This is a genomic window from Chitinophaga jiangningensis (assembly GCF_900142605.1).
Lineage (GTDB): Bacteria > Bacteroidota > Bacteroidia > Chitinophagales > Chitinophagaceae > Chitinophaga > Chitinophaga jiangningensis.
Genome location: NZ_FRBL01000012.1, coordinates 132467 through 146899 on the forward strand (window position 1 = coordinate 132467; position 14433 = coordinate 146899).

Below are 14433 nucleotides of genomic sequence, written 5' to 3' on the forward strand. Positions count from 1 at the left end.
AATTGCCCGTAATATTTTGGTGCATTTAATATTTCGCTTTCACCATATCAGCCACTACCTTATCAATCGGCAGCGACACAGCTTCCGCTGAAAAATCTTCCCAGTTGATCCAGCGTGCTCTTTCCATTTCGTCGGTACCTTCCGGCACTTCAAAATCAAACGGTTTGGTAATTACGGGGGCAATAAAGGGAGATGTAGGTGTTACCAGGTAATAAATGCTGATGATCTGGGTAACGTTATCAAAAGCGGAGATCTGGAAGAAGTCGGTGGTATAGATATGCTCTACTACTTTCACATCCTGGCCCAGTTCTTCCTGCCATTCTCTTACCACGCATTCCAGCGTACCTTCTCCGAATTCGAGGCCGCCCCCCGGGAATTTAGTATAGTAGCCGCCTCTGATATATTCATCACTCACGAGCACTTGTTTCTGCTCATTGATCATGATGCCATAAACTCTAACGTTGAAACCTGTATTCATAAATTAATTTATCAGAACCATTTCTTTTTCATGAAGTACCAGCTGATGACCACTGATATTGCGATGGAGAGAATGATCGGGATGTAGAATGCGTGTAGGGTGTGTTGATAGGGAATATCCACGTTCATGCCGTAGATACTGGCCACCAGCATCGGGAAGGTGAGTACGATGGTGATGGAGGTCAGTCGTTTCATCACCACGTTGAGGTTGTTGGAGATGATACTGGCAAAGGCATCCATGGTACTGCTGAGGATGTTGGTGTAGATATTGGCCATCTCGAGTGCCTGTGAGGTGTCTACGATCAGGTCGTTGAGGAATTCTTTTTCGTCTTCATTGAGGGCGAGGAAGTTGGTGCGTTCCAGTTTCATGAGCAGCAGTTCGTTGCTGCGCAGGGCGGTGACGAAGTACACCAGACTTTTCTGTATCCGCATGATGGCGAGGAGTTCCTCGTTACGGTTGGAGTCGTAGAGTTTTTGTTCCAGCATATTTCTGCGCTGGTTGATTTCCTTGAGGTAATCGAGGAAGTTGACCACCACTTTTTCAAATACTTTGAGCACCATCATATTTCTCTTTTCGGGGGAGCGGTTATGGAAGGTGTTCAGGAATTTTTTGATAGCGGTATTATCGAAAGAGTTGACGGTGATTACCTGGTTATGTGTCAGAATGATAACGATCGGGATGGTGATGTAGTAGGCATCACTTTCGTTGATGGAGTTATTTTCTGCAGGTGTTTTGATTACGATCAGCTTGACTTTGTCTTCCAGTTCAAATCGGGAGCGCTCATCGATATCGAGGGAGTCGGTGAGGAAGTCCAGCGGGATGTCCAGTTCTTCAGACAGCTGTTCGAATTCGCTTTGTTTCAGTGGGGGGGTGATATTAATCCAGGCGCCTTCTTCGGGCGCCTGAACTGCCACTGTTTTAGCATCAATATTTTTAAAATACTGGATCATCAGGGAAATGGGGGGGTGGAGATTACCGGATATTCAACTGTCCTTCAAACACGAGGGTGGCGGGGCCACAGAGCCATACGTTTTCGAAGGTACGTTCACCGGTTTTATCGAATTTCACTTCGAGTTGTCCGCCGAGTGTTTGCACGGGGATTTCGTAGTGATCTTCTTCTTTGCCGGCGAAGGTGAGGGCGGCGGCGGTTACGCCGGTGCCACAGGAGTAGGTTTCGTCTTCCACACCTCTTTCGTAGGTACGTACGAAGATGCCGTTTTCGAAGGGCTGTACAAAGTTGACGTTGGTGCCAACGGCTGCAAATCTTTCATTGTAGCGGATTTTGCGTCCTTCTTCGAAAACGTCGGTGGCTTGTACATCGTCTACAAATTTAACGAAGTGAGGGGAGCCGGTATTGAGGAAGTAGTACAGGGAGCCATGTTCTACGTCATGAACGTCCTGCATTTTGAGGTTTACCCAGGCGTCGCCGTCCATGGTGGCTTCGTGTGGGCCATCCACAGCGATGAAGGAGTAATTACCGTTGCCTACACCCATTTTATGAGCAAAGGCTACGAGGCAGCGGCCACCGTTGCCGCACATGGTGCCTTCGCGGCCATCCGCGTTGTAATATTTCATGGCGAAGTCGTAATCTTCGCTTTTATTGAGCAGCATCAATCCATCGGCGCCGATACCGAAGCGGCGGTCGCACAATTCATGCACCTGTTCGTCTGTAAGCCAGTCGTACTGGCCTTCCCGGTTGTCCATGATGACAAAGTCATTACCGGTACCCTGATATTTATAGAAATTGATCTGCTTCATGGGTACAAATATAATTTAGTTATTCTGGACTCGCAAAATATCAAATGGTTATGGCCATTGTTAGGTTGGCTTGAAGGGGGCGGCCGAAGGCCGCCCCCTTCAAAGGTTTCCGCCGCCGAAGGTGGCGGAAACCCCGGATTATAAAGTGGCAATAATTTCCAACCCTTTCTTAATCAGCGCCTGCACGGCAGCCCCACCATCCTTACTAAACTCCTGGCGGATCCTGTTAGCCACAATGGCGCTGATGGACAGGCACTGGTGGCCCAGCACGCGGCCCAGGCCGTACATGGCGGAAGTTTCCATTTCGAAATTGGAAATACGGTGATGGTTATACGAAAATTTGGTCAGGTTATCGATCAGGTTGGGATTGGAGAGCGTTCCCCTGAGCACGCGGCCCTGTGGTGCATAGAAGCCCGGGCAGGTAACGGTGATGCCGTGATGGAAGCCGTCCTGAAATTTATCCACCAGCTGATCGCCGGCCGCAAAGATAGCAGGGAAGGCGCTTCCGGGGTAAAGGGCTACCTGGCCGCGGAAGGCTTCCAGCAGTTGCTTTTCTTCTTCGGTATTGTCGAAAGCGTAATAGTTCAGGAGATTGTCGAGCCCGAGGCCATGGGAAGATACCACGAAGCTATCCACGGGAATGCCTTCCTGCAGGGCGCCGGAAGTACCGAGGCGAATGATGTTGAGTGAGGAAAGATTTTCCTTTACCAGGCGGGTGTTAAAGTCAATATTGACGAGTGCATCCAGTTCATTGAAAACGATATCAATATTATCTGTACCGATGCCGGTTGACACCACAGATAAGCGTTTATTGCCGATGTAACCGGTATGTGTCACAAATTCCCTGTGCTGGAATCTGCCTTCAATTTTATCAAAGTGTTGACTTACCACGGCTACTCTGTCGGGGTCGCCTACGGTAATAATAGTATCTGCAAGTTCTTCAGGTCGTACGTCCAGGTGGTATACTGCACCACGGCTATTAATAATGAGTTCTGACTCAGCGATACGTTTATCCATGTTAGATATTTTATTATTCACAATACGTTTCTTACTCTGGTTCCGGGTTCAATATTCCTAAGTCCCGGTCTATTATCAAAATATTTTCTAAGATATTTTTTGAATAATATTTGGTGATTATCAGAATTTTACTACTTTTGCAATCCCAACAACGGAAGAGAGTTGCCAGATGGGTGAAAAATGGTAATATTGCAAATATACGGTTTCATGGCCGAGTGGCTAGGCAGAGCTCTGCAAAAGCTCGTACAGCGGTTCGAATCCGCTTGAAACCTCTGAAAAGGATCGCTGATAAAGCGGTCCTTTTTTATCTCTTAAAATAATGGTTCTATGGCCGAGTGGCTAGGCAGAGCTCTGCAAAAGCTCGTACAGCGGTTCGAATCCGCTTGGAACCTCTGAAAAGGCCGCTGTCACCAGCGGTCTTTTTTTATCCCGCGAAGATTTATTTTACGTTAGGCGCCTTCGGCGCCAGAGAGCGATCATTTTTTCTCGCAGAGCAGCAAAGCAGGTAAGCAACAAAGGATTGTGTTTTGTTGTTTGTCAGAAACAGAGGATCATGTTTTGTTTTATTGATAAGGCTTGCGTCCTTTCTCCCGCGTAAATTTTTTTCGCCGCAGGCGGAAAAAATTTGCCAATATAATACAGGCCTTTGCTGCTTACCTGCTTGGCTGCTTTGTGAGAAAAAATGATCGGACAGGCCGCCGAAGGCGGCCAACCGCTGCAAATATTCTTTTCTTGATTATCTTTGCCCCGCCAGCTATAAATATCAGTGAACAGTGAGTGCAGCAGATACATCATACCAAAATCAGCATATACTGGAACGTATAGCCGAAGGTGATGAACAGGCCTTTTCGGTATTGTTCCGCGACCTGGCGCCTCTGATAAGGGCTCACATCCGCTGCATACTCCGGGATGATGAAGAAACACTGGAAGTATTACAGGAAACATTTATCCGCGTATGGCTGCACCGCGACAAGCTTCCTTCCATAGAACATCTCACCGCATATATCAAGCAGATTGCAGGCCGGCAGTGTTTTACGCTGCTGCAGAAAAATGCACAATACCGTAATAAAATTAATACCACTGTAGCCGAAGAAGCTACCGATGCGGATGCGGAAGCCCTGCTATCCTATAAGGAAGCGCAGCAATTGTTGCAGCAGGCAGTGGGTGACTTACCACCTCAGCGTAAACAGATTTACCTGATGAGTCGCTCCCGCGGCATGACCAGCGCCGCCATCGCGGAAGAACTAGGACTATCGCACAGCTACGTACGCAATACTTTAAGCGCCGCACAACACAGTATCAGAGAGCATTTGCGCAAGGCAGGGAAGTACCTGCCCATCCTTATGTTGCTGTTGTAAAATTTTTTTTTCGTGACATGAGTACATTCATGCCCGTTATGCAGTTTAGTATATAGATCAGACCAGCCAGGTATGGACCAACTACGTATTCAGTACTTATTGCAACACTATTCCAACCATCGTTTAACTGCTGCCGAACGGCAGGAATGGGAGGTTATGCTGGCCGATCCGGCCAACCGTGAAGCGTTTGCGCAGGCCGTAGCTGCTATGGATACTGATGCTGCTATTATTCAGCCATATGACCAACAGCTGGAAGCAGTACTGCATGCTACGCTCCGCATAGATGCACCGTTGCCGGTACGCGTCCGCCCGTGGCGGCGATGGGCAGCCGCTGCCGCCGGACTGGCATTGCTGGTAAGTGCAGCCGGTATCTACTTTTATTCTTCTTCTCACCAAAATAAAAATATTAAACACACTGCCGAAAGGGTGATTGCCCCCGGCCATGATGGCGCTATACTTACGCTCGACGATGGTACGCAACTGGTGCTCGACAGCCTGCAAAACGGCGTGGTAGCCTCACAGGCAGGTGCACCGGTGCAATTGCACAACGGAACATTGCAATACTCGCAGCATGCCAGCAACGCACCGCTGCAATACAATACCATCAGCACACCTAACGGTCGACAGTTTGCACTGGTGCTCCCCGATGGTACAAAAGTATGGCTCAATGCCGCCAGCAGACTACGTTTTCCAACCTCCTTCTCCGGCAATGAACGCAAAGTGATGCTAACAGGAGAAGCCTATTTTGAAGTGGCCGCCAACAGCCACCAGCCTTTCATAGTAAAACTTGACAACGATAAATATATAGAGGTACTGGGTACTGCATTTAATGTGAACGCTTATGTAAATGAACCAGCCATGACCACCACTCTATTACAGGGTGCGGTACGTGTGGGCAATAACGACAGGAATTATATAATGCGGCCAGGAGAGCAGGCCGCCATGGAAACGGAGCGCATTAGTATTACCACCACTACCTCAGCAGAAAAAGTGCTTGCCTGGAAAAACGGCTACTTCCTGTTCGACGGGGTAAGCCTGGACGAGGCAATGCGACAACTGGAACGTTGGTACAACATCACTGTTGTGTACGAAAACGGTATGCCGCCGATCAAATTCGGAGGTAAGGTAAATCGTAACAGTACCCTGAATGAAGTACTGCGCATCCTCGCCAGGGCCGACCTGAAATGCCGGCTGGACGGGGATCGCCTGATCATCGCACGTTGATGGATCGTATCGTTTTTACAACATGTCAGTGGTAAAGCCACCGACCGGCTTTGTGCTGCCTTACATTAGAAATTTAAATAGCTGCCCGCTATAAAAACAAAACCGCTTCAGGGTGAGAGCTGAAGCGGCGGAGTCAGGGTCATTATGTGTTCTGAAACAGCATTTATTAACCAAAACCCAAACAAATCTATGAAATTAAGGCAAAGGGAGAGCAGATCTCCCGGAGTTGATTTGCTATCGCGCAAAAATCTACTGGTCATGAAATTCTTAGCCTTCTTTATGCTGGCCGCAGGCATGCAGGTATATGCCAAAGGACAGGCACAAACGGTGACGTTATCGTGTAAAAACATGCCCATTAAAAGGGTATTTGAAAATCTGGAAGCACAAACGGGATTGGTCCTGTTTTACAACCAGGACCTGATCGCGGGCAGCACCCCAGTAACCGCCGAGGTGAAAGATGTGCCTGTTACAGGTTTCCTGGACCTCCTGTTTGAGAAAACTTCCATCTCCTATGAAATCATCGGGAAAACAGTGTCCCTCACCAGGAAACCTATTATCCTGCAGAAACCCATTGCCGATACACTGCTCCGCTGCGCCGGCCAGGTGCTGGATGAAAATGGTGAGCCGATTCCGGCAGTCACCATCCGCGAAAAAGCCAGCGGCAAAACTTATTTCAGTGATGCGGAAGGTAAATTTGCCTTCGACTACAAACATCCACAGGTATTTGTATTCAGCTCCGTAGGCTTCGAACCTACTGAACTGAAAGCCGCCAGTGGTAAGCTGCTCCGGGTAACCATGCAACGTCAGGTAAACCAGCTGAACTCCGTGGCAGTAGTATCTACCGGTTATCAAACCATTCAGAAAGAACGCGCTGCCGGCTCCTTTGCCACCGTATCAGCAGACGATTTGCGGGGCAAACTGCAAACCAATATCATGGACCGCCTCGAAGGGATGGCCGCCGGCTTTACTTCCTACCGGGGTACCATACAGGTACGTGGCGTATCCACCGTGAACGGAAATCAGGCGCCACTCTACGTAGTGGATGGGGTGCCGTTTGAAGGCAATATCGAAGCACTTAATCCCGCCGATCTCGAAAATATCAATATTCTCAAAGACGCCAGCGCTGCCTCCATCTATGGTGCCCGCGCGGCCAACGGGGTAATCGTAATCACCACCCGCAAAGGAAAACAGGGACCTGCTACGGTGAATTATAGCGGCACCATGAAAATGATTCCGCTGCCGAGCAGGAGTTATGCCAACCGTATGTCCAGCGCCGAGCTGGTGGACTTCCAACGTGAAATGTTCAATTACTCCTCCGGTGATCCTAACGCGGTTGATCCACGCAAATCCATGAACGATGTGTTTGCGCTGCTGTATAAACACAAGGGGGGTGAAATCACGGATGCAGAGCTGGAAACCCAGCTGGACCTGTTTCGTAACCGCGATCGCTATGATCAGATGCTGGATGAAGTGCTGCGAAAAGATAGTTTGATACAGCAACATAACCTTTCCATTTCCGGTGGTTCGGATAAATACCGGTTTAACCTGGCAGGTAACTATACCGGCGCTACGCCATACGCCAAAAGCGGCGGCAGCCCTGTGCGCTACGGTTATAACCTGCGCAATATGTTTAACCTCACCAGCTGGCTCAAGCTGGACGTAGGATTGCTGGGTAGCTATACCAAAGAAGACTACGATAACGGCTTTGCCCCGATGAACAGCTATCTCACCGGAAAAGCCTCCTACTATATGTTACGCGATGCCAATGGCAAACCGGCACAATGGCTGAACAATAAATCGCAGTACGAAATTGACCGCCTCAAAGCGCTGGGCCTTCAGGATGAAACTTATTATCCATTAAATGAAATATCAAACGCGCACCGCCTTATCACTACCAGGTACAATAACCTGAATATTGGGATGAACTTCAAGCTGTTTCGTGGCCTTACACTCGACCTCCGTTATCAAACGGAAAGAACGGATAGTTCGTTTAAACAAAATTATACTAAGAACGCCTGGTCGGTGAATACCCAAATCAATGATGCGACTGTAATTGATAACAGCGGCAAGATCATCAACTACATTCCAAAAGGTGGACAGATCAGGGACCGGCACTTCGACCGCAACTCCTATACCATGCGTGCCCAGTTGAATTACGAAAACTGGTTTGGTAACAAGCACCAGGTAAATGTAATTGCAGGTGCGGAAAGAAGGAAAATTGTGGGCACCAGCACGGAAATGTATAAATATGGCTACGACGATTATAACCTCAACTACAAGCCGGTAGATGAATTGCTGCTGAGTAACTATATCTATAATACCCAGGCGCTTTTTAACCAGTTTATGCTGAAGCGCGCTGAGGGTGGTTTTAAGTATGCGGATGACCGTTATTTGTCGCTGTACGGCAATGGCTCCTATACCTTTGATCATAAGCTGACCGCTACCGCCAGCGTAAGAATGGATCAGTCGAACCTGTTTGGTACCGATCCTAAATATCAATACAAGCCTTTGTGGTCCGCAGGTTTATTGTACGTGATCCTGGAAGATGCACATAACTGGATTGATCGCCTGGCCGTTCGTACCACTTATGGCATCAATGGTAATATTCCCAAAGATGCAGGTCCTTACCTGATTTCAAAGGATGAAACTTCTACTAACTACTGGACTAACGAGTTTCAGTCATATGTTTCCAGTCCGCCGAACTCCGGCCTGAGATGGGAGAAAACAAAGGTTACCAACCTGGGTATTGACTTTAGTTTATTTAAGAAAAGACTGTCAGGTTCCATCGATTTGTATAACAAACAAACCAACGACCTGCTGGGTAACCGCAATTCCGATCCTACCATTGGCTGGTCGAGGGTGATGGTGAACTATGGCAGCATGTACAACCGTGGCGTGGAGTTATCACTTACCAGTCGCAATATTGACAGGGAGGATTTTTACTGGAACAGTACCGTGAATTTTTCCTATAACAAGAACCAGCTGACCAACCTGGAAAACAGTAGTAATACGGTGGCAAGCTATATCTACGAAGTGCAGAACAGGGTAGGTGTACCAATGGGTTCCCTGTACAGTATCCGTTATGCGGGCCTTGATGCTACCGGTAAACCACAGGCATATACGGCGGATGGGAAAGTGGTGAAATCCACCCAGCAACTGACTGTAGCTGACCTGGTGTATTCCGGTACCAGCGTGCCTCCTTATGCCGCGTCTGTATTAAATACCGTGGGGTATAAAGGCTTTGAATTATTTTTCATGTTTGCCTATTATGGTGGGCATGTGTTGAGAGATGTGAAGTCGCCCTACCTGAATAAATTCCCTGAACTGAATTACACCAGCAATTTAGACCGTAACGCGCTGAACTACTGGAAGCAGCCTGGTGACGAAAAGGATTTCAACAAAGCTCCTGGCTACGAGCAGGCGGTAAGCTCAGTGATTACTGAGATTTGGGATGCAGCAGATAAGCATGTAAAAAAAGCGGATTACATCAAGCTGCGTGATGTAACGCTCAGTTACCGCCTGCCTTATAAACTGATCAATAAAGCGGCGTTCAAAAATGTAAAAGTGAGTATGCAGGTGCAGAATGCCTGGCGTTGGTCAGCTAATCCGCAAAAGCTGGATCCGGAAGTCTGGAACGGGCTCACCTTCACGCCGAGCCGTGGATACCTGCCACCGACTATGTTCACTTTTGGCTTATCTGCTAACATTTAAACCTGACTACAACGATGAAAAAGATACTAGTAATTTGTTTTGCAGCTGCTGTGCTTACAACGGGTTTTACCTCCTGTAACAAATACCTCGATGTGAAGCCGAAGGGCTATACCATTCCGCAGTTCTACGAAGATTATGAAAAGCTGATGAATAATATGTCGCTGATCAGGCTATCTGCGGCTTATCCGGACTACCTTTCTGATGACGTGCAGGTAGGTGATCCAACGGATGTATCCAAACTGGCCAGCTATAGTGGGCTTTCTGATTTTAAGAAGGCGCTCTATACTTTTCAGCCGGGGGCGGTATTTGTGCCGGGGTCTTCAGATCCTTTCTGGGAGACGGCTTACAGCCATATATATACCTATAATGTGGTGATCAACAACATCCTGAATGTACCGGATGGAACAGAGCAGGACAGAAAGCAGCTGAAGGCGGAAGCGTTGTTTGGCCGCGCCTATGAGTACCTGACGCTGGTGAATGCCTATGCCAATCATTATGACGCAGCTACTGCGGCTACTGATTACGGAGTGCCGGTGGTATTAACGGAAGATATTAATCAGCCGTATAAACGTGGTACGGTGGCGGAAGTATATGCACTTATCAAGAGTGACATGGAAACTGCGCTGAAAGATCTGCCGGCGAAATCTACCAATATCTTTCATCCCACGCAATCTGTAGGTTATTCTTTCCTGAGTCGCATGCATTTGTACATGGGGAATTATGCAGAGGCGCTTACGAATGCCAAAGCTGCGCTGGCATTGAATAATACATTACTGGATTATAAACTTTACACTACCAAAAAAGGCGTGACATTTGGCCGTGTATGCCTGGCTTCAGATAATTCTGTGCGTTTTCCGGAGGCACATCTGAATGCAGAAAGCATCTGGGTGCGTTATGGCAACTCCAGTTCTTCATCTTTGAATGCGGAAGTGTATGTGTCCGCAGACCTGCTGAATTTATTCACAAAGCGTTTGCCTGATGGGGCAGTGGACCAGCGTCGCGCGCTGTTTTTCTGCGACGGGGAAAGCAACTTTGGGGTGAAGCCGGTGTATTTTCCGGGGAGAGTATTATATGCCCCGTATAATGATCCCAACTTCGGATTAAGTAATGCGGAAGTATACCTGATTGCTGCGGAAAGCGAGGCCCGCGCCGGCGATAAGCAGGAGGCGATGAAATACCTGAATGCATTGCGTAACATGCGCATCAAAAATAACCAGGCCCTGGTGGCTGCTACCAACGATGAAGCGCTGGAAATGGTGCTGGAAGAGCGCCGCCGGGAAATGTGCTTCCTCGGCCCTAACAGGCTGACGGACCTGAAACGCCTTAACAGAGATGCGCGTTTTGCAAAAACAATTACGCATAAACGGGGAAGTGAAGTGTACACGCTGCCGGCCAACGACCAGCGTTATATCCTGCCCGTGCCACCGAAAGTATTAGAGTTTAACGGCAGCATGCCTGTTTACGAAAGATAATAATATCTACCTGTAAATTTTTTTTGTGAGATGAAAAACATACGTGGAAAAATACTACTGTTTTGCTGCGTGTTATTTGCTGGTAAAGCATTGGCACAACATGGCATCCGGTTCGACAGCCTCTCCTTTAACGCTTTAAAAGCTAAAGCGGCACAGGAGAAAAAGCTGATTTTTATTGACTGCTATACCTCCTGGTGCGCTCCCTGCAAGTGGATGGACATGAACGTGTTTACCCTGCCGGCGGTGGCGGAGCAATATAACCAGCATTTTATCAATGCCCGGTTCGACATGGAAAAGGGCGAGGGTATTGCCTTACGTAAGGAATATAATGTGAGTTCATTCCCTACCTACCTGTTTATTGACAGCAAGGGCAAGCTGGTGTATCGTTCCGGTTCGCGTATGACTGCGGAGGAATTTATGGCAGTAGGGGAGAATGCAAACAACCCGGCGAAAAGTGTTGCAGCCCTGCAGCAGCAGTACGATAACGGCAAGCGGGACATGCAGTTTATGCTGGACTTTTACAATGTTTTGCAGGATAATGACCGCAACAAGGCGGAGCAGTTGGGGCAGGAGATTGTGGCTACCTTTCCGGAGCAACATATGCAGAGTGAGCTGGGCTGGAAAACCATCAAAACGCTCGCCAGAACGGAGAACGACCGGTTAGGCGCATACTTTATGCAGCACCAGCAGGCTTTCCGTTCCTATGCCAGAGCAGGAGAAATTGATACGCTGGCCACCCGCATGGTGACTGGTTTGCTGTATGGATATATCCGTGAAGGGAAGGATGAAGCGTTGATGAAGCGCCTGGACTTTTTCCGCAAATCCCCGCTGGAGGCCCGCCGCCGCGAGGGAGTGCTGATTGAAACAGAATACTATCTCCATAACAAAAGGTATAGCGACTTTAACAAACTGGCTAACAGTGCATTGAAAGGTGTATTGAAAAATGATGCGGACAAGCTGAGTTTTATTGCCCGCAGGTCAGGTTACCGGGGAGATGTAGTGGCCGAGGTATTGCCGGTGTCGTATGCCATGGCAAAGCGTGCGGTAGCATTGCAGCCGGAGGAATACAGTACCCAGAGTACTTTGGCGCAACTGTGTTTGTCCATGAAGAAGAAGGAAGAAGGGCTGGCAGCGGCGCGTAAGGCGTATACGCTGGCTGGTACTACTAAAATAGAAGGTATTGTAAATAAGCTGATAGCACAACTGGAGCAGTTGTAATCATCCATTGGATGTGTGCCGGGGGCGGGAGCGTTGCTTCCCGCCCCTTTTTATATTATTTAAGTGAAACTTTTTAAAAAAATTGCTTGGAAATTGCTGGAAAATAATTAAGTTGTACGTCCCAAAATTATTTGGTGCTAAAACAGTGTGGTTATGATTGAAATAATACGAATAACCGCCGATGACACCGCGAACCTGGACGCTGTTAGGTCCCTGTTTCGTGAATATGCCAATTGGTTGAGCGTAGATCTTAGTTTCCAGCAATTTGAAGATGAGATGGCTCATCTGCCTGGCGCCTACGCTGCGCCTACCGGTGCATTATTCCTGGCTAAATCGGACGGTCAGATAGCAGGATGTGTGGCAGTCAGAGAATTTGACAACAGCACTGCCGAAATGAAAAGATTGTTTGTAAGAGATGCCTTTAAAAAGCAAGGATTAGGTAAAATGCTTGCATCTACGGCGATAGAAGAAAGTAAAAAATTAGGGTATAAACGGATTTTATTAGATACCCTGGCCCATATGCGACCCGCTATTGAGTTATATACTTCTCTTGGTTTCCAGCCTATTGCAGCGTATTACGACAATCCACTTTCCAGTGCGGTATACCTGTCACTGAATATTGAATAGGAATTATCGTGGGGCATCTGTTTATTTATTTGCCGGCATGGTACAATGCCGGTGGGCAGATGTGTTGCGTGTTATCAGCAAAGCAACAACACCACGCAGGGCGCGGTGTTGTTGATAGTTTTCTTATCCGATTTTCGGAATTTTATATCCGTTATGATAAGCAGCTGCCAGTAATTTGTTGGCATCGCTGTCGGTGAAGTTTTGTTTCCCTTCGTTCCAGTATATTTTCTTACCAGTGCGGAAGGCGATGTTGCCCATCTGTGCGAAGCTGGCGATATGCGCGCCTGCGGTGATAGGGCAGTTGAGGTCACTCATTTTCCTGGACTTGATAACCTCTACAAAGTTTTTGGCGTGCAGGTTCAAACCATTATCTACTGAAGGTTTGCGGGCTATTGCTTCCATTTTACCTTTTTCAGGGATAACCTCCCATCCGCCACGATCCAGCACCAGTGTGCCGTTGTTGCCGATGAAGGCGATACCGTGCGTGCGGCCGTAAGGGCCTCCGTCGATACCGGTTGCCTGTTCCCACTGGATATTGTAATTATCGAATTCATAAACGGTGGTGAGGGTATCCGGTGTTTGTGCGGCATCATCAGGGTAGGCGAATTTACCGCCTGCCGCCATAATGGATTTAGGGTTGCTGGACTTCATACCGATCAGGGCATAGTCGAGCAGGTGCACGCCCCAGTCGGTCATTAACCCACCTGCATAATCCCAGTACCAGCGGAAGTTGAAGTGGAACCTGTTGGCGTTGAACGGACGTGTTTCCGCAGGGCCGAGCCATGATTTATAGTCAACCCCGGCAGGTACCGGGCTATCGGGCACTACCGGTATGGATTTCATCCAACCCATGTATGCCCATGCTTTTACGAGGCGTACCTGGCCTAACTGTCCTGAATGTACGAAGTTGATGGCATCGCGGAAGTGCTGCTGGCTGCGTTGCCACTGGCCTACCTGTACTACGCGGTTGTAGCGTTGCTGGGCGGCCACCATGGTAGCACACTCGATGATGGAGTTACCTACCGGTTTTTCCACGTATACATCTTTGCCGGCGGAGCAGGCGTCTGTCATCATCAGGCAATGCCAATGGTCAGGAGACCCAATCACTACCGCATCGATGGATTTATCTTCCAGCAGTTTGCGGTAGTCGGCATAGCCTTTCACGTTAATGTTTTGTTTTGCCAGTTCGGCGATGCGTTTATCCAGCACATTCTTATCTACATCGCAGAGGGCTACTACTTCCACTTCCGGATTTTTAAGCAGGGCGGTAAGGTCGGACCAACCCATGCCGTTGATACCGATGGCGCCTATACGAATTTTGTCGCTCGGGGCGATGGCGCGCAGGGGTAGCGTATGGAGCAGACTTGCGCCAGCAACCAACGCGGACGCAGACCGGATAAAGGATCTTCTTGAATTATTCATGTGATTTGCACTTTTGTAGGAATCGTGGAATTTTTATGTCGCAAACAAAATAGTGAAAAAGTTTTTTTTGTTTGGATTTTTGGGAAGAATGAAACATTTGATACCCTTATTGCAAAAAAATGATCCCCTGAGGGGGACTTGATATCGT

General features: G+C 48.2%; 12 protein-coding genes and 2 tRNA genes. 8 read left to right on the forward strand and 6 right to left on the reverse strand.

The features are described 5' to 3' along the window. Nucleotides 1–25: 25 nt before the first annotated feature. From BUB18_RS26810 to BUB18_RS26825, 4 genes are all read right to left on the reverse strand, one after another. On the reverse strand, nt 26–478 hold the full coding sequence (locus tag BUB18_RS26810) for an NUDIX domain-containing protein (RefSeq protein WP_073087102.1): 453 nt from the start codon (nt 476–478) through the stop codon (nt 26–28). Between the two features lie 11 nt (nt 479–489). Then, nucleotides 490–1428: a magnesium transporter CorA family protein gene (locus BUB18_RS26815; protein WP_073087104.1), complete on the reverse strand. Its 939-nt coding sequence runs from the start codon at nt 1426–1428 to the stop codon at nt 490–492. Nucleotides 1429–1450: 22 nt separating this feature from the next. Then, the gene (gene dapF, locus BUB18_RS26820; RefSeq protein ID WP_073087106.1) at nt 1451–2236 is read right to left on the reverse strand and encodes a diaminopimelate epimerase; all 786 of its coding nucleotides are present in this window, start codon (nt 2234–2236) and stop codon (nt 1451–1453) included. A 138-nt stretch (nt 2237–2374) separates the two neighbouring features. Further along, nucleotides 2375–3253 carry a nucleoside phosphorylase gene (locus BUB18_RS26825; protein WP_073087108.1) on the reverse strand — a complete coding sequence of 293 codons (879 nt, stop codon included), beginning with the start codon at nt 3251–3253 and terminating at the stop codon, nt 2375–2377. 201 nt (nt 3254–3454) lie between these two features. On the opposite strand from BUB18_RS26825, the gene BUB18_RS26830 reads away from it, so the two are divergent. Continuing rightward, nucleotides 3455–3525, forward strand: a tRNA-Cys gene (locus tag BUB18_RS26830). A 49-nt stretch (nt 3526–3574) separates the two neighbouring features. Further along, nucleotides 3575–3645: transfer RNA gene (locus tag BUB18_RS26835), tRNA-Cys, on the forward strand. 145 nt (nt 3646–3790) lie between these two features. Here BUB18_RS26835 and BUB18_RS29755 read toward each other — a convergent pair. Next, nucleotides 3791–4048, reverse strand: a complete 258-nt coding sequence (locus BUB18_RS29755) for a hypothetical protein (protein WP_178372221.1) — start codon at nt 4046–4048, stop codon at nt 3791–3793. Here BUB18_RS29755 and BUB18_RS26845 point away from each other — a divergent pair. The 6 genes from BUB18_RS26845 (at nt 4027) to BUB18_RS26870 (ending at nt 12863) form a co-directional block, all read left to right on the forward strand. Further along, nucleotides 4027–4611 (forward strand): RNA polymerase sigma factor, encoded by a 585-nt coding sequence (locus BUB18_RS26845; protein ID WP_073087112.1) that lies wholly within the window; start codon nt 4027–4029, stop codon nt 4609–4611. The genes BUB18_RS29755 and BUB18_RS26845 overlap by 22 nt on opposite strands. A gap of 72 nt (nt 4612–4683) precedes the next feature. Beyond that, nucleotides 4684–5835 carry a FecR family protein gene (locus BUB18_RS26850; RefSeq protein ID WP_083550861.1) on the forward strand — a complete coding sequence of 384 codons (1152 nt, stop codon included), beginning with the start codon at nt 4684–4686 and terminating at the stop codon, nt 5833–5835. Nucleotides 5836–6093: 258 nt separating this feature from the next. Then, nucleotides 6094–9546: a SusC/RagA family TonB-linked outer membrane protein gene (locus tag BUB18_RS26855; RefSeq protein WP_178372222.1), complete on the forward strand. Its 3453-nt coding sequence runs from the start codon at nt 6094–6096 to the stop codon at nt 9544–9546. Between the two features lie 14 nt (nt 9547–9560). Continuing rightward, on the forward strand, nt 9561–11018 hold the full coding sequence (locus tag BUB18_RS26860; RefSeq protein ID WP_073087118.1) for a RagB/SusD family nutrient uptake outer membrane protein: 1458 nt from the start codon (nt 9561–9563) through the stop codon (nt 11016–11018). A 30-nt stretch (nt 11019–11048) separates the two neighbouring features. After that, nucleotides 11049–12236 carry a thioredoxin family protein gene (locus tag BUB18_RS26865; protein WP_073087120.1) on the forward strand — a complete coding sequence of 396 codons (1188 nt, stop codon included), beginning with the start codon at nt 11049–11051 and terminating at the stop codon, nt 12234–12236. Nucleotides 12237–12389: 153 nt separating this feature from the next. Further along, the gene (locus tag BUB18_RS26870) at nt 12390–12863 is read left to right on the forward strand and encodes a GNAT family N-acetyltransferase (protein ID WP_083550867.1); all 474 of its coding nucleotides are present in this window, start codon (nt 12390–12392) and stop codon (nt 12861–12863) included. Between the two features lie 123 nt (nt 12864–12986). On the opposite strand, the gene BUB18_RS26875 is transcribed toward BUB18_RS26870, so the two are convergent. Further along, nucleotides 12987–14285, reverse strand: coding sequence for a Gfo/Idh/MocA family protein (locus tag BUB18_RS26875; RefSeq protein ID WP_073087122.1), 1299 nt, complete (start codon nt 14283–14285; stop codon nt 12987–12989). Between the last annotated feature and the right edge of the window lie 148 nt (nt 14286–14433).